This window comes from Thalassospira povalilytica (genome assembly GCF_002844235.1).
In the GTDB taxonomy this organism is placed as follows: Bacteria; Pseudomonadota; Alphaproteobacteria; order Rhodospirillales; family Thalassospiraceae; genus Thalassospira; species Thalassospira povalilytica.
This window is the reverse complement of record NZ_PGTS01000004.1, coordinates 472,022-497,436: the sequence shown is the minus strand read 5'-3', so window position 1 is coordinate 497,436 and position 25,415 is coordinate 472,022. Positions and strand designations below refer to the sequence as shown.

27 protein-coding genes are annotated in these 25,415 nt (G+C 54.0%); 18 read left to right on the top strand and 9 right to left on the bottom strand.

Features of this window, described 5'->3' with window-relative positions; genetic code table 11:
• Window positions 1-10: 10 nt before the first annotated feature.
• Window positions 11-751, bottom strand: a complete 741-nt coding sequence (locus CU041_RS13710; protein ID WP_101247334.1) for a GntR family transcriptional regulator — start codon at window positions 749-751, stop codon at window positions 11-13.
• A 322-nt stretch (window positions 752-1,073) separates the two neighbouring features.
• Here CU041_RS13710 and CU041_RS13705 point away from each other — a divergent pair, with 322 nt between their 5' ends.
• From CU041_RS13705 to CU041_RS13675, 7 genes are all read left to right on the top strand, one after another.
• Window positions 1,074-2,315 carry a branched-chain amino acid ABC transporter substrate-binding protein gene (locus CU041_RS13705; protein WP_068519995.1) on the top strand — a complete coding sequence of 414 codons (1,242 nt, stop codon included), beginning with the start codon at window positions 1,074-1,076 and terminating at the stop codon, window positions 2,313-2,315.
• 74 nt (window positions 2,316-2,389) lie between these two features.
• On the top strand, window positions 2,390-3,331 hold the full coding sequence (locus CU041_RS13700; protein ID WP_101247333.1) for a branched-chain amino acid ABC transporter permease: 942 nt from the start codon (window positions 2,390-2,392) through the stop codon (window positions 3,329-3,331).
• A 2-nt stretch (window positions 3,332-3,333) separates the two neighbouring features.
• The gene (locus CU041_RS13695) at window positions 3,334-4,614 is read left to right on the top strand and encodes a branched-chain amino acid ABC transporter permease (RefSeq protein WP_101247332.1); all 1,281 of its coding nucleotides are present in this window, start codon (window positions 3,334-3,336) and stop codon (window positions 4,612-4,614) included.
• Complete coding sequence (locus tag CU041_RS13690) at window positions 4,611-5,381, top strand: ABC transporter ATP-binding protein (RefSeq protein WP_101247331.1); 771 nt, start codon at window positions 4,611-4,613, stop codon at window positions 5,379-5,381. Before CU041_RS13695 ends, CU041_RS13690 begins: the two co-directional genes overlap by 4 nt.
• Complete coding sequence (locus CU041_RS13685) at window positions 5,378-6,088, top strand: ABC transporter ATP-binding protein (RefSeq protein WP_068519990.1); 711 nt, start codon at window positions 5,378-5,380, stop codon at window positions 6,086-6,088. Before CU041_RS13690 ends, CU041_RS13685 begins: the two co-directional genes overlap by 4 nt.
• 23 nt (window positions 6,089-6,111) lie before the next feature.
• Complete coding sequence (locus CU041_RS13680; protein WP_233433108.1) at window positions 6,112-6,915, top strand: SDR family oxidoreductase; 804 nt, start codon at window positions 6,112-6,114, stop codon at window positions 6,913-6,915.
• A 23-nt stretch (window positions 6,916-6,938) separates the two neighbouring features.
• Window positions 6,939-7,874: a BKACE family enzyme gene (locus CU041_RS13675; protein ID WP_101247329.1), complete on the top strand. Its 936-nt coding sequence runs from the start codon at window positions 6,939-6,941 to the stop codon at window positions 7,872-7,874.
• 107 nt (window positions 7,875-7,981) lie between these two features.
• Here the strand turns inward: CU041_RS13675 and CU041_RS13670 are convergent, their stop codons facing one another.
• Window positions 7,982-8,920, bottom strand: a complete 939-nt coding sequence (locus tag CU041_RS13670) for a 3-hydroxyacyl-CoA dehydrogenase NAD-binding domain-containing protein (RefSeq protein WP_212733800.1) — start codon at window positions 8,918-8,920, stop codon at window positions 7,982-7,984.
• Between the two features lie 209 nt (window positions 8,921-9,129).
• Here CU041_RS13670 and CU041_RS21020 point away from each other — a divergent pair, with 209 nt between their 5' ends.
• The 5 genes from CU041_RS21020 (at window position 9,130) to CU041_RS13650 (ending at window position 13,680) form a co-directional block, all read left to right on the top strand.
• Window positions 9,130-9,264, top strand: coding sequence for a hypothetical protein (locus CU041_RS21020; protein ID WP_255355948.1), 135 nt, complete (start codon window positions 9,130-9,132; stop codon window positions 9,262-9,264).
• Window positions 9,265-9,267: 3 nt separating this feature from the next.
• Window positions 9,268-10,200, top strand: coding sequence for an L-lactate dehydrogenase (locus tag CU041_RS13665; RefSeq protein ID WP_101247328.1), 933 nt, complete (start codon window positions 9,268-9,270; stop codon window positions 10,198-10,200).
• Between the two features lie 72 nt (window positions 10,201-10,272).
• Window positions 10,273-11,217, top strand: coding sequence for an alpha/beta hydrolase (locus CU041_RS13660; RefSeq protein ID WP_101247327.1), 945 nt, complete (start codon window positions 10,273-10,275; stop codon window positions 11,215-11,217).
• A gap of 312 nt (window positions 11,218-11,529) precedes the next feature.
• Window positions 11,530-11,943, top strand: a complete 414-nt coding sequence (locus tag CU041_RS13655; protein WP_101247326.1) for a universal stress protein — start codon at window positions 11,530-11,532, stop codon at window positions 11,941-11,943.
• Between the two features lie 66 nt (window positions 11,944-12,009).
• A complete protein-coding gene (locus tag CU041_RS13650) occupies window positions 12,010-13,680 on the top strand; it encodes a BCCT family transporter (RefSeq protein WP_101247325.1) in 1,671 nt (556 codons plus the stop codon).
• Window positions 13,681-13,776: 96 nt separating this feature from the next.
• On the opposite strand, the gene CU041_RS13645 is transcribed toward CU041_RS13650, so the two are convergent.
• A complete protein-coding gene (locus tag CU041_RS13645; RefSeq protein ID WP_170310228.1) occupies window positions 13,777-14,238 on the bottom strand; it encodes an META domain-containing protein in 462 nt (153 codons plus the stop codon).
• Window positions 14,239-14,456: 218 nt separating this feature from the next.
• Here CU041_RS13645 and CU041_RS13640 point away from each other — a divergent pair, with 218 nt between their 5' ends.
• The 6 genes from CU041_RS13640 (at window position 14,457) to CU041_RS13615 (ending at window position 20,049) form a co-directional block, all read left to right on the top strand.
• Window positions 14,457-15,452, top strand: coding sequence for an Ldh family oxidoreductase (locus tag CU041_RS13640; protein ID WP_101247323.1), 996 nt, complete (start codon window positions 14,457-14,459; stop codon window positions 15,450-15,452).
• 297 nt (window positions 15,453-15,749) lie between these two features.
• Entirely contained in the window at window positions 15,750-16,595 is an 846-nt protein-coding gene (phnC, locus tag CU041_RS13635) for a phosphonate ABC transporter ATP-binding protein (RefSeq protein WP_068519971.1), read from the top strand.
• Between the two features lie 68 nt (window positions 16,596-16,663).
• The gene (gene phnD, locus CU041_RS13630) at window positions 16,664-17,680 is read left to right on the top strand and encodes a phosphonate ABC transporter substrate-binding protein (RefSeq protein ID WP_068519969.1); all 1,017 of its coding nucleotides are present in this window, start codon (window positions 16,664-16,666) and stop codon (window positions 17,678-17,680) included.
• A 69-nt stretch (window positions 17,681-17,749) separates the two neighbouring features.
• Window positions 17,750-18,562 carry a phosphonate ABC transporter, permease protein PhnE gene (phnE, locus tag CU041_RS13625; protein WP_068519968.1) on the top strand — a complete coding sequence of 271 codons (813 nt, stop codon included), beginning with the start codon at window positions 17,750-17,752 and terminating at the stop codon, window positions 18,560-18,562.
• Window positions 18,563-18,566: 4 nt separating this feature from the next.
• Window positions 18,567-19,214 carry an LbetaH domain-containing protein gene (locus CU041_RS13620; protein ID WP_101247322.1) on the top strand — a complete coding sequence of 216 codons (648 nt, stop codon included), beginning with the start codon at window positions 18,567-18,569 and terminating at the stop codon, window positions 19,212-19,214.
• Between the two features lie 136 nt (window positions 19,215-19,350).
• A complete protein-coding gene (locus CU041_RS13615) occupies window positions 19,351-20,049 on the top strand; it encodes a DUF1045 domain-containing protein (RefSeq protein WP_101247321.1) in 699 nt (232 codons plus the stop codon).
• A gap of 62 nt (window positions 20,050-20,111) precedes the next feature.
• Here the strand turns inward: CU041_RS13615 and phnN are convergent, their stop codons facing one another.
• Genes phnN through CU041_RS13585 form a run of 6 tightly spaced genes read right to left on the bottom strand, consistent with a single transcriptional unit; the run spans window position 20,112 to window position 25,413 of the window.
• Window positions 20,112-20,717 carry a phosphonate metabolism protein/1,5-bisphosphokinase (PRPP-forming) PhnN gene (phnN, locus tag CU041_RS13610; RefSeq protein WP_170310227.1) on the bottom strand — a complete coding sequence of 202 codons (606 nt, stop codon included), beginning with the start codon at window positions 20,715-20,717 and terminating at the stop codon, window positions 20,112-20,114.
• A complete protein-coding gene (locus CU041_RS13605) occupies window positions 20,714-21,856 on the bottom strand; it encodes an alpha-D-ribose 1-methylphosphonate 5-triphosphate diphosphatase (protein ID WP_101247320.1) in 1,143 nt (380 codons plus the stop codon). The genes phnN and CU041_RS13605 overlap by 4 nt, the downstream gene beginning before the upstream one ends.
• Window positions 21,849-22,553 carry a phosphonate C-P lyase system protein PhnL gene (gene phnL, locus CU041_RS13600; RefSeq protein WP_170310226.1) on the bottom strand — a complete coding sequence of 235 codons (705 nt, stop codon included), beginning with the start codon at window positions 22,551-22,553 and terminating at the stop codon, window positions 21,849-21,851. The genes CU041_RS13605 and phnL overlap by 8 nt, the downstream gene beginning before the upstream one ends.
• Before the next feature lie 13 nt (window positions 22,554-22,566).
• A complete protein-coding gene (phnK, locus tag CU041_RS13595) occupies window positions 22,567-23,349 on the bottom strand; it encodes a phosphonate C-P lyase system protein PhnK (protein WP_417826855.1) in 783 nt (260 codons plus the stop codon).
• Window positions 23,349-24,275 (bottom strand): alpha-D-ribose 1-methylphosphonate 5-phosphate C-P-lyase PhnJ, encoded by a 927-nt coding sequence (locus CU041_RS13590; RefSeq protein WP_101247319.1) that lies wholly within the window; start codon window positions 24,273-24,275, stop codon window positions 23,349-23,351. Before CU041_RS13590 ends, phnK begins: the two co-directional genes overlap by 1 nt.
• A gap of 4 nt (window positions 24,276-24,279) precedes the next feature.
• Window positions 24,280-25,413 (bottom strand): carbon-phosphorus lyase complex subunit PhnI, encoded by a 1,134-nt coding sequence (locus CU041_RS13585; protein ID WP_101247318.1) that lies wholly within the window; start codon window positions 25,411-25,413, stop codon window positions 24,280-24,282.
• Window positions 25,414-25,415: the final 2 nt, after the last annotated feature.

Below are 25,415 nucleotides of genomic sequence, written 5' to 3'. Positions count from 1 at the left end.
AAAAATCAGATCAATCCGCCCCGGAAACATCAGCCGCATTGCCATCTGCAAGCTTGTAGAAACGCCGGATGGCCAGATGTGAGGAGCGGATATCAAGATTGACCGACCAGCGGGCCGCGGCGCGGTCTCGTTGGGCGACGGCATCGATGACATTGCTGTGGATCTTGACGCCATGGGTGAATACGCGTTCGAACAGGGAGGTATCCTTGCGTGCGGAGGCGACAATCGGGCCGGTGCGTAGCCAGAGCGTCGAAATCAAGTCAAGCAGCTGGCTATAGCCACTGGCGCGGTATAGTTCGAAATGGAAGGCCTGATTGCCGGTCAGGGCCGAGTCATAATCATCAACCTGCAATGCTTCTTTGATCTGGTCATTGTGGCGACGCAGGGCATCGACCAGTTTCGGGTTTTTGGGGCCACTGGCGGCGCGTTCGGCAGCGTAACCTTCGAGCTGCATGCGGATGCGAATATATGCTTCATGTTCGGAGGCATGATAGGGCGCAACGCGAAGTGTGCGCGGTCCGGACTGTTCGATGGCACGTTCGGCGATCAGGCGCGCGATCGCTTCGCGGACCGGCATGGCGCTGGTGCCGAGCATATTGGCCAGAGCGCGGATAGAAACCTGTTCACCAGGCAGGAACTCGCCCCGGAGCAGGCCCAGTCGCAGGCTTTGATAAACCCGTTCCTGAACGGTCGAGACATCAACCGGGGCCAGCATCGGTTTGGAATTCTTTGTCAGGTCGAAGGTATTCACGTACTCGGTGCCTCAAGAAGGTGAAGAAACGTTGGACCCGGCGGCAAAACATTTCACCAATGGTCACAAGTTACGCCAAATCAGGTGATTACAGCAGTACTGTCTATGGCATTCTACGTCCAGTGCGTTGGCCATGGCAATGTGCACCGGGTGAGAAAAGGTCATCGAAATTAAAGTGTGATCACATATCTAATATCTTTACTCAGTCAAATTCTTGTGTCTATACTGCCGTTAATGCCGAACCAAGACGTTGGAATAACTGACGCAGCGCGGCAGACCAAGTACACAAACAAGTGTTATCTGGGAGGAAAACTTGAATCGTATGACAAAATTTGCGTTCGGTGCCGCGATGGCGCTGGGCGCGGGTACCCTCGGTGCCGCCACGTCGCAGGCAGAGCCCCTTAAAATCGGGATTATCGAAAGTCTTTCAGGGTCGCAAACCTCGACCGGGCGTCTTTATGCGCGCGCTGTGAAGTACGGTGTTGATCGTATCAATGCAGCTGGCGGATTTAACGGCGAACCCGTTCAGGTGACGGAATATGACAATGCCGGCGGCGCGTCCGAAGCGGCGGACAAATTCCGTCAGGCTGTTGCGGACGGCGTAAATATTATCATTCAGGGTGCATCATCGGCGATTGCCGGCCAATTGACCGAAGATGTTCGCAAACACAATTTGCGTAATCCCGGCAAGGAAATGATCTTTATGAACCTTGGCGGTGAAGCCATGGAGCTTACCGGCGACAAGTGCCAGTTTTATCATTTCCGCTTTACCACGACCGCACCGATGCGCATTACCGCCCTGGTCAATGCCATGAAAAAATCGGATGCACTGGGCAGCAAGGCCTATGCCATCAACCAGAACTATTCCTGGGGCAAGGATGTGCAGGCCGCTGTTGAGGCCGCTGCATCCGAGGGTGGATACGAGGTCGTTGGCGAAGTCTTGCATGATGTGAACAAGATCCAGGATTTTGCACCATTTGTTGCACGCATCAAATCGGCTGAGCCGGACACAGTCTTTACCGGCAACTGGTCCAATGACCTGTTGTTGCTGATGAAGGCGACCGGTGATGCGGGTCTTGATGTGACCTTTGCGACAACCTTCCTTGATCAGCCGGGCAACATCGCCAATGCCGGTCAGACGGCACTGGGTCACTATATCGCCAACAACTATGACAATGCGGCGACCCCGACCAACGAATTCCCGGAAGCCTACAAGGCAGCCACGGGAGCCTATCCGATCTTTGTCGAAGGTCATTCGACCTTTGCCCTGGGTCAGCTTCAGGAAGCTTTGTCCACGCTTGATTTCAAGGGCGGCGACATCAATGTCACCGACATTGCGCTGGCACTCGAAAACAGTGTCTACCAGTCACCGCTTGGACCGATTTCGGTACGCAAGGAAGATCACCAGACCATTCGTCCGGTGGTGGTTTCCAAAGTGGTCAAGGGCGCAAAATATCCGGCCGACGGCACGGATATGGGCTTTGAGACGGTCGAGGTAATTCCCGGCGAAAAGGCGATCTATCCGGTGCAGGACAGCTGCCAGATGAAGCGCCCGAACGCGTAATCCCGACGCCTCCAGGACCCGGCCTTCGTCGTGTTGTGCCGGGTCTTTTCTGCCTCTTTTAGTCCGGAAGTCTCATGGAATTCGCGATTATCTCCACGTTGAACGGCGTGACCTATGGCTTGTTGCTGTTTATGGTCTCGGCCGGGTTGACGCTTATTTTCGGCATGATGGGTGTGCTGAACTTCGCCCATGCCTCGTTTTACATGCTCGGTGCCTATGTCGCTTATGCGGTGTCTTCGATTTTCGGTTTCTGGACCGGCATTTTGGTCGCACCGATTGTGGTCGGGCTTGTCGGTATGGCGGTCGAGCGGTTTTTGCTGCCGCGGGTACATGCCCATGGTCATGCGCACGAGCTTTTGCTGACCTTTGGTCTGGCGCTGATTATTGAAGAGCTGATCAAGCTGTTTTTCGGCGATTTTCCGGTCAATTACCAGATGCCCGAAGCATTGCGGTTTTCCGCCTTTGAGATTTTCGGCACCGGATATCCATTCTATCGCATGTTCATTGGTGCGGTTGCGGTCATCATGTTTACGGTGCTGTGGCTTCTGCTGACGCGGACACGTACCGGTATTGTCGTGCGCGCGGCTGAACGGTTGCCGCAAATGGCCGAGGCACTGGGCCACAACATTCCGATTGTGTTCATGTTCGTTTTCGGGACCGGGGCCGCCCTTGCCGGGCTGGCTGGTGCTGTTGCCGGTGCCTTTTATCCGACCAACCCGAATATGGGCATCGAACTTGGCGTTATTGTCTTTGTTGTTGTGGTTGTCGGTGGCCTTGGATCCCTTAAAGGGTCGCTGGTGGCGTCGCTTCTGATTGGCCTGTTTTCGTCTTTTGCTGTCGGTCTTGATTGGTCGATTGCCGGCATGTTTGACGTGGTCGGGCTTGGCGATTGGGCGCGATCGGTCGGCGGTCTTTTGACGCTTGAGCTGTCTTCGGTAAGCGCAACCATTCCCTTTGCACTGATGTTGATCGTCCTGCTGGTACGTCCGGCCGGCCTGATGGGTGAACGGAATTAAAGATGACATCCATTCAAAAAATTCTTCTGGCGCTGCTGCTGGTTCTGTTGATCGCAGTACCGCCATTTCTCGGGCTTGGTTGGCAGAATGCGCTGATCAATGTCCTGATTTCCAGTCTGTTTGCCCTTGCCTTCAATCTGCTGAACGGTCAGGCGGGACTTCTGTCCTTTGGTCATGCGGCCTATTTCGGGGTTGGTGCCTTTGCGGCGTTGCATCTGATGATCGCGGTTGAAGACGGCCTGTTCTTTCCAACGCCGCTTTTACCGCTGGCCGGGGGGCTGGCCGGGCTCGTGGTTGGGGTGGTCGCCGGGTATTTTTCGACCATGCGGTCGGGCGTGTATTTCGCGCTGGTGACCCTGGCAATTGCCGAACTGTTTCATTCGCTGGCCCCGCATCTCGAAGGGACGTTTGGCGGTGAAGCGGGCGTGTCGTCGATGCGGATGCCCTGGATGGGGCTCGGGTTTGGCACGATTATCGAAGTCTATTATCTGACCCTTGGCTGGGTGGTCCTGTGCGGGTTGGCACTTTGGGCCTATACCAGAACGCCTTTCGGGCGTCTGACGCTTGCACTGCGTGACAATGAGCAGCGCGTCAAGTTTCTGGGCTATAACGCCCATTACGCCAAGGTGATCGTCTTTGCGGTTTCGGCCATGATGACCGGTGTTGCCGGTGCGCTTCTGGCGATTTCCAACGAGACAGCAAACTATTCGCTGTTTTCGGGATCGGTATCCGCACAGGTGGTCTTGCAGACCTTTGTCGGTGGATCGACCGTGTTCTTTGGCCCGGTGATCGGGGCAACGGTCTTTACCCTGTTTTCTTTCCTGATTTCGGATCTGACCCGGTCCTGGCTGTTTTACCAGGGACTGATTTTCGTTCTGGTGATGCTGTATGCACCAACAGGTATTGGCGGGGTGATTGGTCACCATATCCGCAATCGTCGTCAGCTCGATCTGGCAAAGATTGGCGGTCCGTATCTTGTGGCCTTGGGCGGCGGCATTCTGATTGCGGCAGGGACTGTCTTTTTGACCGAAAGTGCCGAAGTTCTGTTTGGTCAGGACTATGCAATGGCCCGCGACGGGGCATCGGGTGGTTTCCCGGCCTATGACCTGTTTGGCCTGTCCTGGAGCCCGCTTAATCCGGTGACGTGGCTTGTGCCGCTTGTGTTGCTGTGCGGGGGTGTCTTCATCCTGATCCGGGCCCGTCGCGTGATTGACCGGCTTTGGGCACGCAAGGATGAGGCGACGACTGCTGATATGACCGTCGGTGCGGGAGGCAAAGAATGAATGAGATAACGTCACAGACGCCTGCGTTGCAGCTTTCGGATGTCAGCAAGTCATTTGGGCCGATCGATGTTTTGCAGGGATTGAACCTTGATATTCGTCCGGGCGAACGGCATGCAGTGATCGGACCCAACGGGGCGGGAAAGTCAACCTTGTTTAACCTGATTTCCGGGATGTTTGCGCCGTCATCGGGCGATATCCGGCTTGAAGGAAACAGCATTGGCGGTCTTTCACCGCACTTGATCAATCGCGCCGGATTGGCACGATCATTCCAGATCACCAACATTTTTCATCGCATGACCGTGTTTGAAAATCTGCGGATCGGCGTGATGGCCCGCCATCAGGTGCGCTATGGGCTGTTCCGGTCGGCAGCGGGGATGCGTCGGGTCAATGACGAAACTGCCGATGTTCTGAACCGGGTCGGGCTTGAAGCACGTGCGCAAAGCATGGCCGGGGACCTGACATATTCCGAGCAGCGCGCACTTGAAATCGGCATGACGCTTACGACCGGTGCCGATGTCATTTTGCTTGATGAACCGACTGCTGGCATGTCGCGCGAAGAAACGGCCAAGGCCGCAGAGCTGATTCGCAAGGTGACCGAAGGCAAGACGCTTTTGATGGTTGAACATGACATGAGCGTCGTCTTCAGCCTGTGTGACCGGGTTTCGGTGCTGGTATATGGCCGCATTCTTGCGACCGATACCCCCGAGCGCATCAGTGCCAATCGTGAAGTCCAGGAAGCCTATCTTGGTCAGGAGGGGGCGCAATGAGCTTGCTCGAAGTCAAAGGGCTGCATGCCCACTATGGAAAAAGCCACATCCTGCACGGCATCGATATGGAAATCGGTGAATCCAGCATTGTCTCCTTGCTGGGACGCAACGGGTCGGGTCGATCAACCCTGTTAAAGGCAATGATGGGACTGGTACCGCCAAGTGCGGGAACCGTGACCCTTGACGGGCAATCGATTGCGGGCAAGCGCCCTTATGACATTTGCCGAAAGGGGATCGGATATGTTCCCGAGGAACGGCTGGTTTTTCCCAATTTGACGGTTGAGGAAAACCTGATCATGGGCGGGCAAAAGGGTGCGCCCGGTGCGCATCAATGGACGATCGAGGAAATGTATGACTATTTCCCGCGTCTGCGCGAACGCCGGGGCATTCGGGCCGGATATTTATCCGGTGGCGAGCAGCAAATGCTGACCATTTGCCGGTCGTTACTGGGCAATCCGCGGCTTCTTTTGATTGATGAACCGACCGAGGGACTGGCGCCACGGATTGTCGATGTCGTGATGGAAGTGATCCTTGATATCGGGCGTCGCGGCGTTGCTGTGGTCCTGGTCGAGCAGAAGCTGACCATCGCGTTGAAAGTTGCCCAGCAGGTCATGGTCATGGGCCATGGCGAACTGGTTTATCGCGGGACCCCCGAACAGCTTGAAGAAACACCCGAAGTGCGGCGCAACTGGCTTGAAGTTGCCTGATGTCCGGGCCGTGGGCGTAAATCATGAATAGGTCGAAAATGAATATGATTGAACGAACCCGACCTCGGTCGGGCCTTCGGGTTCTGGTGACAGCGGGGGCGTCAGGAATTGGCAAGGCCATCGCCTGTGCCTTTCGCGAAGCCGGTGCCAAGGTTCTGATTTGTGACATTGACGAAGATGCCCTTGGCACATTTGCCAAAGACTTTCCCGATGTGCTGACACGCGTAACCGATGTTTCGGATGAAACACAGGTTGATCAGTTGCTGGCCATGGCATCCGAACAGCTCGGCGGGCTTGATGTTCTGGTTAATAATGCGGGTATTTCCGGTCCGACCGGTGCCATTGACGAGCTTTCTGTCGAAGAGATCCGTCGCACCCTTGATATCGATCTGATGAGCCAGTTTCTGGTTCTGCGGCGGGCCTTGCCATTGCTGCGCGCCAATGAGGCCGGAACGATCATCAATATCTCATCGGTGGCCGGGCGGCTTGGATATGCGCTTCGCACCCCCTATGCCGCAGCGAAATGGGGAATTGTCGGACTGACGCAAAGTCTGGCCAAGGAAGCCGGTCCCGATGGCATCAGCGTCAATGCCATATTGCCCGGTGTGGTTCGGGGCGCGCGCATTGAAAACGTGATCCGGTCCCGTGCTGAATCCCTTGGCATCAGTTACGAGGAAATGGAAGCGCAGTACCTGTCACAGGTTTCGTTGCGCCGCATGGTCGAGCCGGAAGATGTCGCCGGTATGGCGCTGTTCCTGTCGTCCCCGGCGGGGGCAAATATCTCCGGGCAGGCCATCAGTGTCTGCGGCAATGTCGAAACCATCTGAGCGGATCAAAAAGGAAAAACACCATGGCTAAAACGTCACGTAAGGTCATCGTCACCTGTGCCATTACCGGTGGCATTCATACGCCCAGCATGTCTCCGCATTTGCCTGTTACCCCGGACCAGATCGCCGAACAGGCCATCGAGGCCGCCGAAGCCGGGGCGGCGATCCTGCACCTTCATGCCCGTGATCCTGAAAACGGCCGTCCGACCCAGGACCCGGACATGTTTGCCCGTTTCCTGCCGCGGCTGAAACAATCCACGAATGCGGTCCTGAACCTGACAACCGGTGGCAGTCCTGCGATGCAGGTTCAGGAACGTTTGCAGCCTGCACTTAAATTCGCGCCGGAAGTCGCGTCCTTGAATATGGGGTCGATGAATTTCGGGTTGTTCCCGATGCTTGATCGGTTCCAGAAATTCGAACATGACTGGGAACCGGCATATCTTGAAAATTCCCGAGATATCGTGTTCCGCAACACCTTCAAGGATATTGAATATATTCTCGAAGCCTGTTCTGGGAATGGCACGCGGTTCGAATTTGAATGCTATGATACCAGCCACCTTTATAACCTTGCGCATTTCCGTGACCGCGGATTGGTCAAGGGGCCGCTATTTGTTCAGACAGTATTTGGCATTCTTGGCGGTATCGGCACGCATCCTGAAGATGTTGCGCATATGAAGCGCACAGCAGATCGCCTGTTTGGTGACGATTATGTCTGGTCGGTGCTTGGCGCAGGACGCCATCAATTGCCGATCACGACAATGGCGGCTTCGATGGGGGGCAATGTCCGTGTCGGGCTTGAAGATTCCCTTTGGAATGGCCCGGGGCAGCTTGCAAAGTCCAACGCGTCACAGGTTCTGCGCATTCGCCAGGTTCTCGAAGGTCTTGGTCTTGCAATCGCAACCCCGGACGAAGCACGCGCCATGCTGTCGCTTAAAGGCGGTGATCAGGTCAATTTCTAGGATGGATGCCGAGACATGGTTTGTCATGTCTGACCGGTTCCAAATTAAAAACGGCACAGTGTATTTGACACTGTGCCGTTTTTTTGCGGGTGATTTTTATCCCGAGATCAATCGGAAACGGGTGACTTTTTGACCGCCAGTATCTTGCGCAACCGGGCATCACGTTCCCGAATAACGGTGGAAATTGATTTGTCGGCATAGGAGTCCTCAACCGCGGCGGTTACCCGATCCTGAAGATCTTTTTGTGGTGTCGGATTGCCCAGGTCAGCCCAAAGTTTTTCCTGCATCGGGGCAAACATGTCCCAAAATCCCTGCATGCCCTTGTCTCCGCCCGCCAGCCGATAGGTCATAAACGGCCCCATCAATGCCCAACGCGGTCCGGGTCCTTCGGTCACGGCGCGGTCAATGTCTTCGGCCGATGCGATGCCATGATCAAGCATATGAATGGCTTCGCGGAAAATTGCGGCCTGCAACCGATTGGCAATGTGGCCATATATTTCTTTTTCCAGCCGAACCGGCGTTTTCCCAAGACTAGCATAAAATGCCTCTGCCTGTTCCAGCGCCCGTTGACCCGTTTTTTTCCCGCCGGCCAGTTCGACCAGCGGTACAAGATGGGGCGGGTTGAACGGATGGCCGAGAACGACGCGTTCTGGATGCGCACAGGCCGATTGCATATCGGTCACCGAAATGGCCGATGAACTTGATGCGATGATGGTTTCTTTGGATGTCGCGGCATCGATGCGGCGCATCAATTCGATCTTTGCATCCAGTCGTTCAATCGCATTTTCCTGGATAAATCCGCTGCCTGCGCAAGCCTCATCAAGGTCGGTTGAAAAACGCAAATTGCCGCGCTGTTTTTTGGCCAGAACCGTATCGGGAAGTGTTGGCCAGAACCGGTCGATTGCCGTGTTCAAATCATGTTCTGCGCCGTCGCGAATGTCGGTTGCGACAACATCAAAACCATGTGCCAAAAAAAGACAGGTCCAGCTTGCGCCAATGATGCCTGTTCCGACAACAGTCACCTGGCGGATGTCCGAATTACCCAAAATTTCCTCCCGTTATTTGATGTGCCGATCATGACGGATTGGTCCGGTGTATATTGTTGTTTTTAATCACCTTTTGACGGTGATTTTTCCCCGGAAATCATGATGCGCGCATGCGGCTTTATATTGTTGAAATTCTACCGTAAACCGGGTGCGATTGGAATGGTTTAGTCCGGGCTAAGTGATTGAAATTTCGATTTAGAATTGCGTTCATGACGGCAATCGATCCTTTGGTTTTTTCATCTGAAGAATGGGGATGTTTTGTTGCGCAACATTTATCCTTTTTGACCGCTTCACCCGCTGGTGGCATCATTGATGTGAAGACGGGTTTTGATGCGGGAGATTGAGTGATGAAGGTTGGGATTGTCGGGGCCGGGATGGTTGGAAGTTCAGCGGGCTATGCGCTTGCGGTTATGGGACTTGCCAGTTCGGTTGTTCTGGTTGATCAGAACCATGATCTTGCCGTCGCCCAGGCAGAAGACATTGCCCATGCTGTTCCGTTCATGTCCTCAACAATTGTGGAGGCGGCTGACTATGGCGGGCTTGCCGGGGCGCGGGTCGTTATTCTTGCGGCCGGGGTCAGTCAGAAACCCGGTGAAACCAGACTTGCCTTGTTGGAGCGCAATGCCGCAGTTTTCAAGGATGTTGTGGGTAATGTCCTTGCCGTTGCGCCCGATGCGATCCTTCTGATTGCGTCCAATCCGGTTGATATCATGGCCCAGATCACGCAGCGTATTTCCGGGTTGCCGGCAAGTCGGGTTGTTGGATCTGGAACCATCCTTGATACGGCCCGGTTTAGAAGTCTGCTTGGCCGGCATCTGGGAATATCGCCACAATCGGTGCATGCCTATGTGCTTGGCGAGCATGGTGATAGCGAAGTTTTGGCCTGGTCCAATGCCCGCGTGGGGTCTTTGTCCCTGGCAGAAGTAGCCGCCCAAGTGGGATCGCCGATCACCCAGCATGTGCGTGCACGGATTGATGATGGTGTGCGCAATGCGGCCTATAAAATCATCAAGGGCAAAGGCGCAACCTATTACGGGATTGGTGCGGGACTGGCCCGGATTATCAAGGCCATTGCCCGTGATCAGCATGATGTCCTGACGGTTTCCTGTGTCATGGCCGAGATCGGGGATGTGCGCGATGTTGCGTTGTCGATTCCACGGGTGATCGGTGCGGACGGCGTATCGGAGGACCTGATGCCGGATCTTGCGGCAGAAGAACTCGAAGGTCTCGGCCGCAGTGCGCAGCTTTTGAAGGATTGTGTCGAAAGCATTTCACTCTGATACGACAGAACCCTTTTAAAGGTCGGAAAACCGCGCTAGTTTTGAGGGGTCCCAACACGCAAAGGTTTCCAAATGTCGGATTCCGGCCCGGTTTCATTCGATATCAGTTATGACCCGATGCCCGAAGAAGAGGGCATCCGTGCTTTCATTGCCAAATGCGACAGCCTTTATCCACCTGATGCGGTTGCCGCCGGGATCGAGCAACAACGCGTCTGGTATGATGTGTTATGTTCGTATTTCGGGCGTGCGCGTCCGGATGGCATGCACATTCAGGACGATGTTATCGGAACGGTTCCGGTGCGCCATTATCGTCCGGAAACCCTTGGTACGCCGCACAGAATTCTTTACATGCATGGTGGCGGGTTCGTGGTTGGATCATGTGACAGCCATGATGCAATCTGTGCCGATATTGCAGAAAGTGCACAGGCAGAACTAACCGCAATCGATTACCGGTTGGCACCTGAATATATCTGGCCTGCACAGCATGAAGACTGTCACACCGTGATGCACAGTTTGCTGATGGCGGGGAAAAAGATCGTTCTGGTGGGTGACAGTGCGGGCGGCATGTTGGCGACCGGGTTGGCATTAAGGGCCAGGGATGACGGATTTGGGGATCGTATTCTTGGTCAGGTTTTAATTTATCCGGCACTTGGCGGGGATCTTAACTGGCCAAGTTACGGCCAAATGGCCAGCGCCCCGGGTTTAAGCACCGATGATGTCATTTATTACCGCGACGTTTTGAAAGCGCCGATGGATGATCCGGTGGCGCATGCCTTGTCCGTGGATGATCTTCGCGGGTTGCCGCCGACCTATATAACATCCGCCTATTTCGATCCGTTACGTGATGACGGACGTGAATATACCGCGCGCTTGGCGCGGGCAGGCATTTGGGTTCAATACCGGGAAGAACCACAAATGATCCATGGCTGGCTGCGTGCCAGATATATGAGCCCCGGGGCCAAGGACGGCTTTGCCCATGTGTGTCAGGCCATCACCCGTATGGTCAATCAGGAATGACTGCACGCTGTTATGCTCCGTGATCCGCGTAGCCCTGCACTCTGATATTTTCCGCCATTTCGATGATGTTATTGTCGGATCATAAATAATAAATCTTAACCGCTGTAAGCGGCGTAAATCACTTATGGTTATTGTAGTGTTGATGCAAAATCATTGTGTTCTTTTAATTCGTGATTTGAATATCAAATATCTTTGATTTTTGCCGGTGCTGCCCGTTTTTGATTTGTATTCAATGACCTGTTATCATCTCTGAACTTTGATTTCGACCGAAGGATTGGCGCGTATATTTGCGTGCACACAACGGAGGAATGAATGTATCAGAAGATGCTTGTGCCGGTGGATCTGGCCCATATCGACAAAATGGAAAAGGCCATTCAAACGGCTATCGATTTGGCAACACATTACAAATCCGAACTTTGTTTCCTTGCGGTCGGGACAAATACCCCGTCTTCGGTGGCGCACAGCCCCAAAGAGTTTGAACAGAAATTGTCGGATTTCGCACAGGAAACAGCCGGTAAATCCGGGTTGAAAGTCTCTGCGGATGCGGAAATTGCCCATGATCTGGCAACGGATCTGAGCAAGATTTTGGTGCGCAAAGCCGATGAGCTTGGCACCGATGTGATCGTTATGGCGTCGCATATTCCGGGCATTGCCGACCATATTTTTTCATCTCATGGCGGATATGTTGCATCACACGCGGATCAATCCGTGTTCCTGGTGCGTTAGACAATCACGCCTTTGAGTAAAGACGGCTAGGGGTAGCTGTTTAATCACGAAGCTAGGGAGTTTGAAATGGGGTCAGAAGCTGATACGGGCATTGAAAGCCCGGATGGTGCAGCGAACCCGATCGAGACCGATTATGAAATCGGTCAGGACAATATCCAGACAGAGATCGGACCGTTTGGTCTTGATGTGCACAACCCGGTCTTCATGATTTCCGGGTTGTCGATTGTTGCTTTTGTATTTCTGACACTGGCCTTTCAGGAAAGTGTCGGGCCGATGTTCAATGACCTGCGCGGCTGGTTGACGTCGACCTTCGACTGGTTCTTCCTGTCTGCGGCCAACATTTTTGTTATTTTGTGTCTGTTTCTGATTGTGTCACCGCTTGGACGGGTACGTCTTGGCGGCGCAGATGCGACACCCGATTATTCCTATTCGGGTTGGTTTGCGATGCTGTTTGCGGCCGGTATGGGCATCGGTTTGATGTTCTATGGCGTATCAGAGCCGATTTCGCATTTCTCGTCCTCGATCGGGGGCACAGCGTTCGGCGATGACGGCATGCGTACGGACTGGGCACCTTTGGGTGCGGCGGTCGGTGATGCCGATGCGGCGTTTGATCTTGGAATGGCGGCAACCATTTTCCACTGGGGACTTCATCCGTGGGCAATTTACGCAACGGTCGCGCTGGCCTTGGCGCTGTTTTCCTTTAACAAGGGCCTGCCTTTGACAATGCGTTCGGTGTTCTATCCGATCTTTGGCGAACGTGTGTGGGGTTGGACCGGTCATGTTATTGATATTCTCGCAGTATTTGCCACCCTGTTCGGGCTTGCGACGTCCCTTGGTTTTGGCGCTGAACAGGCCAATGCCGGGCTTGATTTCCTGTTCGGGATTTCAGTGACCGACGGATCGAAGGTCTTCCTGATCATTGCCATTACCGGTGTTGCGCTGATTTCGGTTTTGGCCGGGCTTGATGCCGGGGTCAAACGTCTGTCGGAAATCAATATGGTACTGGCAGCCTTGCTGTTGCTGTTTGTGGTTCTGGTTGGTCCGACCATGGATATCATCAAGGGGTTCTTTACGTCTCTTGTTGCCTATGTCGAATATCTTCCGGCCCTGTCCAATCCGGTTGGTCGTGCTGATACCAACTTCAGCCAGGGATGGACGTCATTTTATTGGGCATGGTGGATTTCCTGGTCACCGTTTGTTGGCATGTTCATCGCGCGTGTTTCGCGCGGGCGTACAGTGCGTGAATTCATCACCTGTGTTCTGATCATTCCGTCGCTTGTATGTGTCTTCTGGATGACGGCGTTTGGCGGTACTGCCGTTCACATGGTCAGCGAAGGTGTAACTGCCATTGCCGAAGCAGGTCTTCCGATCAAGCTGTTTACAATGCTTGAACAATTGCCGATGCATGCGATCACGTCATTCTTGGGCATTATTCTGGTGATTGTTTTCTTTGTGACATCATCGGATTCAGGATCGCTTGTGATCGATACGATCACCGCTGGCGGCAAGGTTGATGCCCCGGTTCCCCAGCGTGTTTTCTGGTGCACTTTCGAAGGTCTGGTTGCGATCGCATTGCTGTTGGGTGGTGGGCTTGGCTCGTTGCAGGCGATGGCCGTATCAACCGGCTTCCCGTTTGCGATTGTGCTGTTATTGGCCTGCTTCTCGATCATTCAGGGGCTGCGCACCGAACCGGCAGCAGTCGGTCCGAAATCCGAAGCAACCAAAGCCGACGACTGATTTCCGGTTTGAAAGCGATCGAAAACATCGCTGGAACCAACAAAAGGGCGCCAAACGGCGCCCTTTTTGTTTGCGTTCATCAAGCCGTTTATTGGCTTACGGGGCTTTGGTTGTAAGCGTCATGATGGTTTTGCCATCCCGGTCAATCAGAACCAGTTGGTCATTGCCAAGTTTCCAGTGCGTGACCTGAGTTGTCGCATTGTTAAAAGCTGCCTCGATCGCCATCGCGCCATTAAGGCACATCTTGCGGGTCGCGCCGAGTGGCGAAAATGTCAGTTGATTGTCATCCTGATCATAGGTGCCAAAATAACTGTTGCAGCCCGAAGACCCGTTAACCTTTCCATCCTCTGAAAAGACAGCACTGGGTTGCATTGGCGATGTCGGTCTAAATGTAAATGTCTGTCCGCCATCGGACAGCATGGTTAGGTGCCAGTCCTTGCCCGTGACATTTTTCCAGTCATCCGCGGTATTCATCTGTCCGGTCGTATTGCATGCAGACAAAAGCAGCGCGCCTGTCATCGCGACGGCGGAAAACATGATCGGTTTTGTGGTGTGCATGTCACTATTCCTGTGCTGGGTGGGGCTGATGATGATGAAACGTATCGAAAGTTTAAGGCAGGATTTTAGCACAACTTCAGATGTTTGCGCCGACAGGTCATATGATGTGCAGTGCAAGAAAACGGTAAAACACCTTTGCCTGTTGACCGGGCATCGGCTTATTGTAACAGCAATCCCGCCCATGGCGTTTTCCGCTGTTACCCAAGGTCATATCCATCATGAAAATTTCCCTGTCAGATGCTCATACGCTTGTTTGCGATACTTTGATGCGCTGCAATGTCAGCCGGAACAATGCAGCATCCGTTGCGACCGCGCTGGTTGCCGCAGAAGCATCCGGACAGGGTGGTCACGGTTTCCGGCGCGTTCCGGCCTATTCCGCACAGGCCCGCGCAGGAAAAGTTGATGGCAATGCTACGCCGCAAATGGAAAAGTCGGCACCAGGTGTTTTGCGGATTGATGCGCAATACGGGTTTGCTTATCCGGCGCTGGATTTGATGATGGATCATTTGCCTGACATGGTCCGCCAGCAGGGGATTGCTCTTGCATCAATTTTTAAATCCCATCATGCCGGTGTTATGGGACTGACGGTCGAACGCCTTGCAGAACAGGGCTTGGCGGCGATGATGTTCGCCAATGCCCCGGCGGCAATGGCGGCGTGGGGTGGTCGGCGCCCGATGTTCGGGACCAATCCGATTGCTTTTGGGGTGCCGGTCGGAAGTGCAGGCGATCCTGTGATCATTGACCTTGCTCTGTCGAAAGTCGCACGCGGAAAAATCATGGCGGCAAAGCAAAAGGGTGTCGAAATTCCCGATGACTGGGCATTTGACACGGACGGGAACCCGACAACCGATCCCGTCAAGGCACTGGATGGAACCATGGTCCCTGCTGGCGGTGTCAAGGGGGCAGCATTGGCAATGATGGTCGAACTTCTCGCAGCCGGTCTCACTGGTGCGCAATTCGGTCATCAGTCATCATCCCTGTTTGATGACAAGGGCAAGCCGCCTGCTTTGGGCCAAATGATCATTGCAATTGATCCGGCGTCGACGGGCGGGGCCGGTGTCATGGATCATCTTGCTGCGATTGCTAATGAAATTGCCGCCGAAGACGGTGTGCGTCTTCCGGGACGGCGCGGGAAATCAGCGCGCGCCATTGCTGAAGTGGACGGCCTTGAAATCGAAGATGATGTGATGTCCGCAATCGAAGCAATCAAGTAAAATAAATAACGATATATTTCGAATGAAAATCTGCACAGGTCATGGCACATGTGCAGATTTTTGTTTTGAGACATGCTGATTTATTTTTCTATTTTTACAAGATCATTTTAAATATGATTTATCTGCATCGATGTATTTTTGAAATTACTGAAAATATATTTGATGTATAGACAAGTTTGATTGTTGTTGGCGTAAACAGAGCGCCGTAATCATCGAACTGTAACATCAGTGTCACCGTAGAGTCGCCATTCATGCGTAGCTTCGTCATCCAGCGAAACACATGCAGGCGATTTCTTGATGCTGGTTGTAGATATTTCTGGGCTGAACAAAAGCTTTACCCGTGACAAACGCGCACTGAAAAATGTGAAGTTACAGGTGCGGGAAGGCGAAATGGTTGCGCTTATCGGTGCTTCCGGTTCGGGAAAATCAACATTGATCCGCCATGTTGCCGGATTGCTGCGCGGTGATCGCGACGGTGGCAAGATCGTCGTGTTTGGCGAAACAATTCAGGAAAATGGCAAGATTTCGCGCGGCGCCCGCAAAGTGCGCGCAGAAATCGGTGTGGTTTTCCAGCAATTCAATCTGGTCAGCCGCCTGTCGGTTTTGACCAATGTGCTGATGGGGCTTTTGGGGCGCGTCCCTGCCTGGCGCGGATCACTTGGCCTGTTTACCAAATCCGAAAAAATGCGTGCCATGGCCGCATTGCATCGTGTCGGTATTGATGCGCATGCGACCAAAAAGGCCCGCAATCTTTCCGGCGGGCAGCAACAGCGCGCAGCAATCGCCCGGACCATCACCCAGGGTGCGCGTCTTATTCTTGCCGATGAGCCGATCGCGTCGCTTGATCCGGCATCCTCGCGCAAGGTGATGAATACCCTTGATCGTGTGAACCGTGAAGACAACGTGACCGTGATCGTGTCCCTTCATCAGGTTGACTACGCAAAAGACTATTGCAAACGCACCATCGCCATGCGCGATGGTGCTGTCGTATTTGACGGGCCCTCCACCCAGTTGACGCCGGAATTCCTGCGCGAATTGTACGGCGAATATTCTTCCGAGCTTTTTGCAGATGGTTCCGGGGATGAAACACGTCCCGCGATTGAGCCGGTTGCGAAAAAGGATCTGGCCATCGCGACAAGCTAGCCGGGTCACGTTTTGACTGCCTTACCTCATCGACACACGTCCAATTCATATTTGACAGGGGACTTCTTATGATCGCCAAGACAATTGCATCTGCAGCACTGGCTGCAACCTTGCTGGCATCGGGCATTGCTGCTGCTGATGTTGAGTACAAGCCGCTCGAACAGGATCCGGAAAAGCTGGTTTTCGGCTTCATCTCGACTGAGTCGAGCTCGAACCTCAAAGCCCAGTGGCAGCCGATGATCGACGACATGGAAAAGGCGCTCGGCAAAGAGATCGAGGCATTCTTTGCCCCGGACTATGCCGGCATCATCGAAGGCATGCGTTTTGGCAAGGTTCATGTCGGCTGGTTCGGCAACAAGTCGGCGATGGAAGCCGTTGACCGTGCTGGTGGTGAAGTTTTCGTTCAGACCTCCAAATCCGATGGTTCGAACGGATATTATTCCCACATCATCACCCAGGCTGATAACGACAAGCTCAATACCCTTGCCGACATGCTGAAATGTGATGGCTCGCTCAATTTCGGTATCGGTGATCCGAACTCGACCTCGGGCTTCCTGGTTCCGACCTACTACGTTTTTGCGCAGAACGGTGTTGATCCGAAGGATTGCTTCAAGACCGTCCGCAATGCGAACCACGAAACCAACCTGATGGCGACTGCCAACAAGCAGGTTGATGTTGCTGCCAACAATTCCGAGCAGCTCGCACGTACCGAAATGAACAAGCCGGAAATCACCGAAAAGGTCAAAGTGATCTGGACCTCGCCGCTGATCCCGTCTGACCCGATGGTTTACCGCAAGGATCTGTCGCGCGAACTGAAATCCGAAATCAAGGCCTTCTTCCTTGGATATGGCCGTATGGGCGACGTTGAAGGTGCCAACAAGGTTCTGGCAGGTATCCAGGACGGTATGGGCAAATTCATGGAAAGCTCGAACGCGCAGCTTTACCCGATCCGTCAGCTTGAACTGTATAAGAACAAGCTGAAAATCCAGAACACCGAAGAACTGTCAGCAGACGAAAAAGCAGCACGCGTTGCTGAAATCGACAAGAAACTGGCTGAACTCGAAATCCTCGTTTCCTACGAGTAATCGATCTTCCGACAGGGAGCGCACGGACCGTGTGCTCCCTGTTTGCATTTACCATCCGGGATTAACATGATGAATAGCAGCATTTCTTCCGCGTCATCTGTCGCAACGGAGCTTCCGCCAAGGGACCTGAAACGCTCGGCATCAAGCTTTTTGCTTTGGGCGGTCATTCTTGGTCTTCTGGCCATGTCGTGGGAAGGTGCGGATATGCGCCCGATGGCCCTGTTTGAAAACAGCGGCAATATGGTCGATTTCGCAGAAGGTTTCTTTCCGCCGGACTTCCTGATGTGGAAGACCTATGTCGAAGAAATGTGGATCACCATCCAGATCGCGATCTGGGGAACGGCGCTTTCAATCGTGTGTTCGATCCCGTTTGGCATTCTATCCTCTGAAAATATCGTGCCGGTCTGGGTTTATCAGCCGGTCCGCCGTTTAATGGATTCCTTCCGCGCCATTAACGAAATGGTCTTTGCCATGCTGTTCGTTGTGGCGGTGGGGCTTGGTCCGTTTGCCGGTGTTCTTGCACTTTGGATCCACACCACAGGTGTTCTTGCCAAACTGTTTTCCGAGGCCGTCGAGGCGATTGATCCCGAACCGGTCGAAGGCATCCGCGCAACCGGGGCCAATGCACTTCAGGAAGTTATTTTTGGCGTAATCCCGCAAGTCCTGCCGCTTTGGATTTCCTATTCGCTTTACCGGTTTGAGTCCAACGTACGGTCGGCTACGGTCCTTGGTATCGTCGGTGCGGGCGGGATTGGCATGGTGCTTTGGGAATATATTCGCGGGTTCTATTATGCCGAAACCGCGGCTGTCATGATCATCATCATCATTTCGGTCAGTCTTCTTGATATGGTTTCCCAGCGTCTGCGCAAGTTGGTGACGTGATCAGATGACTTTTCAAATCACGCAAGCCAAACCGGCCATGAAGGCGCTTTCGGAATATCCGACCATTGATGGCACTGCGACGGTTGTCGATTGCGAAATGGGTGTCTGGACCGAGGTCGGCCCACGGACATCGATGCGCGAAACGAAAATGGGTGACTATTCCTATGTCGTGAATGACAGCGAGATCATCTATTCCAATATCGGAAAATTCGTGAATATCGCCGCCCATACCCGCATCAATCCCGGACAGCATCCGATGGACCGGGCATCCATGCATCACTTCCAGTATCGATCAAGCGCCTATGAGCTTGGCGATGATGATCCGACCTTCTTTGACTGGCGTCGGGAAAAACGCGTGATACTTCATCATGATGTTTGGATCGGTCATGGTGCGATCGTGCAGGGCGGGGTGACCATCGGCATTGGATCGGTTGTCGGTTCCGGTGCCGTGGTGACCAAGGATGTGCCGCCATACACCATTGTGACCGGCATTCCGGCAAGTCCCCTTCGTCCCCGGTTTGAAGCCGATATTATCGATGCCCTTTTGCGCATCCAATGGTGGGACTGGTCCCATGATATGTTGCGCGAACGGCTGGTTGATTTCCGAAGCCTTCCGGTACGTGATTTCTGCCTGAAATACGATACAGTCTGATCCGGTATTGATGTTTGATTTTGCGATGCGCCGAAGATGAAATTCTTCGGCGTTTTTCATCAAACGGGTGTTGCGCGTTGGCGCGACAATTCCCAAGATGGGGCTCGGCCCCACGGCATTCCGTCAAAGAGAAATCATGTCAGAATATCAACGCTATGCCCTTTATTATGCTCCGGCACCGCAAAGCGGCCTTGGGGCTTTTGGTGATGCCTGGCTGGGGCGCGATGCCGCAACCGGAAAGGATGTTGCGCGACCGGTTGTCGACGGACTTGATGATGATGAAATCGTTGCTGCCACCACATCGCCCGCCCGTTATGGTTTTCATGGGACTTTAAAGCCGCCCTTCACCCTGAATGACGGGCAAAGCAGAACCGACCTTGAAACCGCGATCAAAGATGTTGCTACACAAATCAAACCGGTCACCTGCGGGCCCCTTAAGTTAAAGGCAATCGGTCGCTTTCTGGCGCTTGTGCCGACCGAACCGTTGGGCGACCTTGGTGCGCTTGCAGCATTGCTGGTGCGTGATCTTGATGATTTTCGCAAACCCGAAGACGAAGCGGCAATGAACAAGCGCCGCGCGGTGGGGCTTTCCGATCGCCAGGAAGCCAATTTGGTCAAATGGGGATATCCCTATGTGATGGAAGAGTTCCGGTTCCATCTGACCCTGACCAACAAGCTTGAAGCTGATCAGGTTGCGCGCTTTGAAAAGGCATTGGTACCGGTTGTTGCGCCGCTTTGTGCAGAACCGTTTGAAGTTACCGATATCTGCCTGTTCGGGGATCCTGGCGACGGCAAGCCATTCTGGTTTTTGCAAAGATTTGCCCTTAAGGGCTAAACAAAAATGCTGCAGCAAAAACTGCAGCATTTTTTGTAATGTTTCGTTGGAAGGGACAGGGTTCAGGCCCGATTGGCGATCGCGTGATCAATCTCGATGGCGGCGATGAAACGTGTGATACCGGTTTCAAGATCGGCATCATTATCGACATGAACGATATTGTCGCCATCGATTTGATAGGCGGATGCACGGGCAAGACGTCGTTCGATATCAAGAATGTCCTCACGCCCGCGGGCTTCCAGACGTTTGCGCAAAACATCCCTGCTGGCCCGAATGTTCAGAACCCGGACCTGACCATGACCGATCAGGGATCGGGCATCATCGATCACACTGCGTGATACATTGACGATGACGGTTTTGCCATTTGCCACATCATCCTGCACATGGCGTGGAATGCCATAGCAAAGATCATGCGCCTTCCAGCTCAGCAGAAAGGCACCTTGGCGGGCCATCTGTGCGAAATCTTCCGGTCGGACCGGAATGTGGATTTCCCCAACTGACCCGGCCGGGCGGGTGATGCAGCGCCGCGGAAAGCAGATATGCGCTGCATCTTTCAGCCGTTCCCGTGCCGCATCCAGAAGGGTGTCCTTGCCAACGCCACTTGGGCCGACGACAAGGACCAAAAGTCCCGGTTTTATCGCGCCATCATGGGTATGGCGTTCGGTCATGACACCCGAACACCTTCACGCCAGACCCCGCGGACAATCGGATGATGCGGCGAATGATGCACCCGAATCAGATCGCCGCGCTTGCCCGTGGCAATTTCACCGCGGTCCGTCAGGCCGACTTGCGTTGCCGGATTAAGCGTTACGGTGCGAATGGCGCGCGGCAAATCATATCCGTCAAAATCATCAAACAGTTTCATTGCCCCGTGCAGCAGGCTGTGCGGGACATAATCACTTGAAATGATATCAAGATAGCCATTCCTGGCCAGATCGCCTGCCGCAACGTTGCCGCTATGAGATCCGCCGCGTACAAGGTTCGGTCCCCCCATCATCACACCAAGTCCGCCTTCATGCGATGCCTTGGCTGCTTCAAGGGTGGTCGGGAATTCGGCCACGGTCATCTTGTCCTGCACGGCCTCGGCAACATGTTCGGCAGTTGCGTCATCATGACTGGCAAGGGCAAGGTTTTTGGCATGTGCCAGATCCACCACATGACGGCGATGTTTGACGGAATAAAGTTCGGAATCGCGTTTGCGCGATGCGATGAATTTCCGCATTTCTTCGTCGCTCATGCCATACTTGCCTTGATAGTAGGTGTAATAGGCATCAAGGCTGACGAACTGGCGCTGACCGGGTGTGTGGTCCATCACCGAAAGCATCTTGACCAAAGGCAGATCAACAAGGTTATCAAGTGCCTCGATCAGTCCGCCATAAGACGTTTCGCACCGCAGATGCAGTTTATGATCTGCGCGCAGAAGCTGGTTTTCAAGCGCATGTTCAAGGGCGGTGACGGATTCAATCAGGCGTTCGATACGTTCCGAACCATCGGTCACATCGCCAACTGAAATGGCATCAAACACCGTGGTGATTCCCGCACTTGCCACCTGATTGTCATGGGCGACAACGGCCGCCGTGGCGGGCCAGCGGGTTTTGGGGCGCGGGGTCAGGTGCTTTTCAAGGTTGTCGGTATGAAGTTCCACCAGCCCGGGCATCAGGTAATCGCCACCCATATCCTCGGCACCGGCAATATTGGATGGCCGGTCGGAAACATCTGTAATCAGTCCGTCTTTGATCTGGACGGCACCGTCAATGACTTCATTGGCCAGGACGAGTTTGGCATTGGTAAAAATCTGTTCAGTCATTGGCCCCAACTTTAAACGAAGTCACATCAAACGACCCGGTGCACACCGCATCACGGGTTTCATGGTCATGGAAAATACCGGCGATCGCCGCCCCACGTCCCTTGGCTTCTTCAATCAATGCCAGAACAGTGGCACGATTTTGGGCGTCAAGCGATGCAGTCGGTTCATCAAGCAGCATGATCGGGTAATCGGTAATAAAGCCGCGTGCGATATTCACCCGTTGCTGTTCACCGCCCGAAAATGTCAGTGGCGAAAGTTGCCACAAACGTTCCGGAATGCGAAGCCGGGTCAAAAGATCGCGTGCCTTGTCCATCGCGGTTTCGCGGGCAGTACCCAGAGCAACCAGCGGTTCGGCCACGATTTCAAGGGTCGGCACACGCGGGATCACGCGCAGGAACTGGCTGACATAGCCCATGGTGCGCTTGCGCACCTCAAGGATCGAATGCGGGCTGGCGGTGGTGATATCAAGCCAGTCACCATCATGGAACACCTTGATGGATCCGTCAGAACACGTGTAATTGGCATAAAGCATGCGCATAAAGGTACTTTTCCCCGAACCCGACTCACCGGTCAGCGCGATGCATTCCCCACCCGAAAGGGTAAAATCAACACCCTGAAAAACCGGAATGGTTACGCTGCCCTGGGTATGGAGCGTAAAGCTTTTGGCGACGTTTTGAGCATGAAGCATTTCAGACATTTTCCCGCCCCGGTCAGTTCTGAAGAATGGAAGAAACAAGCAGCTGCGTATAGGGATGCTGCGGGTCATCAAGCACCTGATCGGTCAGGCCATGTTCAATCACCTTGCCCTGTTGCATCACCATCAGCCGGTGCGAAAGAAGCCGGGCAACCGCCAGATCGTGGGTGACGATAATCACCGCAAGATTAAGGTCGTGAACCAGCCCGCGCAGCAGATCGAGCAATCTGGCCTGAACAGAAACATCAAGCCCACCCGTGGGTTCGTCCATGAAAACGAGGCGCGGGCTGGTTACGAGGTTGCGGGCAATCTGCAAACGTTGCTGCATGCCGCCCGAAAAGGTCGATGGCAGATCATCAAGGCGTTCGGACGCAATTTCGACCTTGCCAAGCCAGGCGTCCGCATTGCTGCGGATATTGCCATAATGACGATCCCCGATCGCCATCAGGCGTTCGCCAATATTGGCCCCGGCGCTGACATTCATGCGCAACCCGTCACGCGGGTTTTGATGCACAAACGCCCAGTCGGTGCGCATCAAAAGCCTGCGCTGGGCTTCGGACATCTGATAGACATCACACACGCCGTCAATACGGGTATTGTATTGAACCGTTCCTTTGGTCGGTTCCTGCTGGGCGGAAATGCTGCGCAGCAAAGTGGATTTGCCCGAACCGGATTCTCCAACAATGCCAAGAACTTCGCCGGGGCGGAGTTCAAAACTTACATCCTTGCAGCCAACCCGGTCGCCATACATCATGGTCAGGTTGTCCACACGCAAAAGCGGATTGCTCATCTGGGTCATTATTCTGCTGCCTTTTCGCGTGCTGCCTTGCCAAGGGGCTGGTCATGATGTTGCGGGCCGCGATGGCCGGCTTCCTGCCGCTCACTGCAGTAATCGGTGTCCGAGCAAACAAACATCCGGTTGCCCTGATCATCGAGAATGACTTCATCAAGGTAACTGTCGCGGGCGCCGCACATGCCGCATTCATCTTTCCAGGTCTGGACTTCGAACGGATGATCTTCGAAATCGAGGCTTTTGACCTTGGTGTAGGGCGGCAGGGCATAGATGCGTTTTTCGCGTCCGGCCCCAAACAGCTGAAGGGCCGCCATATCGTTCATTTTCGGATTGTCGAATTTGGGTGTCGGTGACGGGTCCATCACATAGCGATCATCCACCATGACCGGATAGGCATAAGTGGTGGCGATGTGGCCGTGACGCGCAATGTCTTCATACAGCTTCACATGCATCAAGCCATATTCTTCAAGTGCATGCATTTTGCGCGTTTCGGTTTCACGCGGTTCAAGGAAACGAAGCGGTTCGGGGATCGGCACCTGATAAACAAGAACCTGATCTTCGCGCAGTTCCTTTTCCGGGATGCGGTGGCGGGTCTGAATGATTGATGCCTCGGCGGTTTTTTCAGTCGTCGCAACATTTGCCGTCTTGGCAAAGAACTGACGGATGGAAACTGCGTTGGTGGTGTCATCAGCCCCTTGGTCGATGACCTTAAGGGTATCATTAGGGCCAATAACGGCGGCGGTGACCTGCACGCCACCCGTACCCCAGCCATAGGGCATTGGCATTTCACGACCGGCAAACGGGACCTGATATCCCGGAATTGCAACGGCCTTCAGCAATGCGCGCCGGATCATGCGTTTGGTTTGTTCATCGAGATAGGCGAAATTATAGGCCGTTGCCCCATCCGCCGAATAATTGACAGTCTGTTCCATGGAGTTACTCCGCGGCTTCGGGTTGGGGGCGGGCGGTCTCGGTATCAAGCTTGGCCAATCGTTCTTCGACTTCGGTCCGCATGCGGCGAACAAGTTCAAGTTCACCCTGGAAATCGACATAGTGCGGAAGCTTGATATGTTCGACAAAGCCGGTGGACTGGACGTTATCGCTATGTTCCATCACGAATTCGCTGTCCTGTGCCGGGCCCATGATCTGTTCGCCCATTTCATCGGCACGCATGGCACGATCCACCAGTGCCATGGAAATTGCCTTGCGCTCGTTCTGACCGAACACAAGGCCATAGCCGCGGGTGAATTGCGGCAGTTTGGTCTTCGATCCCTTGAATTTGTTGACCGTTTCGCACTCGGTCAGTTCGATATCGCCAATATCAATGGCAAAGCCGAGTTCTTCGGGTTCGATTTCAACCGATACGCTGCCATAGCGGATTTCACCAACAAAGGCGTGGCTGTTGGCGTATCCGCGCTGGGTCGAATATCCAAGCGCAAGGACAAATCCTTCGTCCCCGCGGCTCAGGTTCTGTAATCGAAGGTCACGACCGGCCGGGAACTTGACCGGTTCGCGGGTCAAATCGGCAACCGGTGCAGTGTCATCGACCGGGACCGGTTCGTCCTGTATCAGGCCCTCGTCATTCAGGATATCGTCCAGAACGCGCGGCATATGGTCATCCACCGGATGTTCTCCACATGGCGCATCAAGCGGTTCCTCGCCATTGGCCATCAAGGTGAAATCCAGCAGGCGATGGGTATAGTCAAAGGTTGGCCCCAAAATCTGCCCGCCGGGCAAGTCCTTGAAGGTTGCCGAAATGCGGCGTGATATATCCATGTCCGCAGTTTTGATCGGCTTGGAAAAGGCAAAACGCGGCAATGTCGTGCGATAGGCACGCATCAGGAAAATCGCCTCGATCAAATCACCGCGGGCCTGTTTGATGGCAAGGGCGGCCAGATCGCGGTCATAAAGTGATCCTTCGGCCATGACGCGGGTCACCGACAGCGATAATTGCTGTTCGATCTGATCGGTTTGGATTTCGGCAACCTTTTTGTCACCACGGCGCTGTTCGGCAAGCAGCCGGTGGGCATTGTTGATGGCGCGTTCGCCACCTTTGACGGCAACATACATGG

Coding starts and splice junctions, on each gene's coding strand:
- CU041_RS13705 (WP_068519995.1), top strand. CDS start 1,074: ATGACAAAATTTGCGTTCGGTGCCGCGATGGCGCTGGGCGCGGGTACC.
- CU041_RS13700 (WP_101247333.1), top strand. CDS start 2,390: ATGGAATTCGCGATTATCTCCACGTTGAACGGCGTGACCTATGGCTTG.
- CU041_RS13695 (WP_101247332.1), top strand. CDS start 3,334: ATGACATCCATTCAAAAAATTCTTCTGGCGCTGCTGCTGGTTCTGTTG.
- CU041_RS13690 (WP_101247331.1), top strand. CDS start 4,611: ATGAATGAGATAACGTCACAGACGCCTGCGTTGCAGCTTTCGGATGTC.
- CU041_RS13685 (WP_068519990.1), top strand. CDS start 5,378: ATGAGCTTGCTCGAAGTCAAAGGGCTGCATGCCCACTATGGAAAAAGC.
- CU041_RS13680 (WP_233433108.1), top strand. CDS start 6,112: ATGAATAGGTCGAAAATGAATATGATTGAACGAACCCGACCTCGGTCG.
- CU041_RS13675 (WP_101247329.1), top strand. CDS start 6,939: ATGGCTAAAACGTCACGTAAGGTCATCGTCACCTGTGCCATTACCGGT.
- CU041_RS21020 (WP_255355948.1), top strand. CDS start 9,130: ATGACGGCAATCGATCCTTTGGTTTTTTCATCTGAAGAATGGGGATGT.
- CU041_RS13665 (WP_101247328.1), top strand. CDS start 9,268: ATGAAGGTTGGGATTGTCGGGGCCGGGATGGTTGGAAGTTCAGCGGGC.
- CU041_RS13660 (WP_101247327.1), top strand. CDS start 10,273: ATGTCGGATTCCGGCCCGGTTTCATTCGATATCAGTTATGACCCGATG.
- CU041_RS13655 (WP_101247326.1), top strand. CDS start 11,530: ATGTATCAGAAGATGCTTGTGCCGGTGGATCTGGCCCATATCGACAAA.
- CU041_RS13650 (WP_101247325.1), top strand. CDS start 12,010: ATGGGGTCAGAAGCTGATACGGGCATTGAAAGCCCGGATGGTGCAGCG.
- CU041_RS13645 (WP_170310228.1), bottom strand. CDS start 14,238: ATGCACACCACAAAACCGATCATGTTTTCCGCCGTCGCGATGACAGGC.
- CU041_RS13640 (WP_101247323.1), top strand. CDS start 14,457: ATGAAAATTTCCCTGTCAGATGCTCATACGCTTGTTTGCGATACTTTG.
- phnC (WP_068519971.1), top strand. CDS start 15,750: ATGCTGGTTGTAGATATTTCTGGGCTGAACAAAAGCTTTACCCGTGAC.
- phnD (WP_068519969.1), top strand. CDS start 16,664: ATGATCGCCAAGACAATTGCATCTGCAGCACTGGCTGCAACCTTGCTG.
- phnE (WP_068519968.1), top strand. CDS start 17,750: ATGAATAGCAGCATTTCTTCCGCGTCATCTGTCGCAACGGAGCTTCCG.
- CU041_RS13620 (WP_101247322.1), top strand. CDS start 18,567: ATGACTTTTCAAATCACGCAAGCCAAACCGGCCATGAAGGCGCTTTCG.
- CU041_RS13615 (WP_101247321.1), top strand. CDS start 19,351: ATGTCAGAATATCAACGCTATGCCCTTTATTATGCTCCGGCACCGCAA.
- phnN (WP_170310227.1), bottom strand. CDS start 20,717: ATGACCGAACGCCATACCCATGATGGCGCGATAAAACCGGGACTTTTG.
- CU041_RS13605 (WP_101247320.1), bottom strand. CDS start 21,856: ATGACTGAACAGATTTTTACCAATGCCAAACTCGTCCTGGCCAATGAA.
- phnL (WP_170310226.1), bottom strand. CDS start 22,553: ATGTCTGAAATGCTTCATGCTCAAAACGTCGCCAAAAGCTTTACGCTC.
- phnK (WP_417826855.1), bottom strand. CDS start 23,349: ATGACCCAGATGAGCAATCCGCTTTTGCGTGTGGACAACCTGACCATG.
- CU041_RS13590 (WP_101247319.1), bottom strand. CDS start 24,275: ATGGAACAGACTGTCAATTATTCGGCGGATGGGGCAACGGCCTATAAT.
- CU041_RS13585 (WP_101247318.1), bottom strand. CDS start 25,413: ATGTATGTTGCCGTCAAAGGTGGCGAACGCGCCATCAACAATGCCCAC.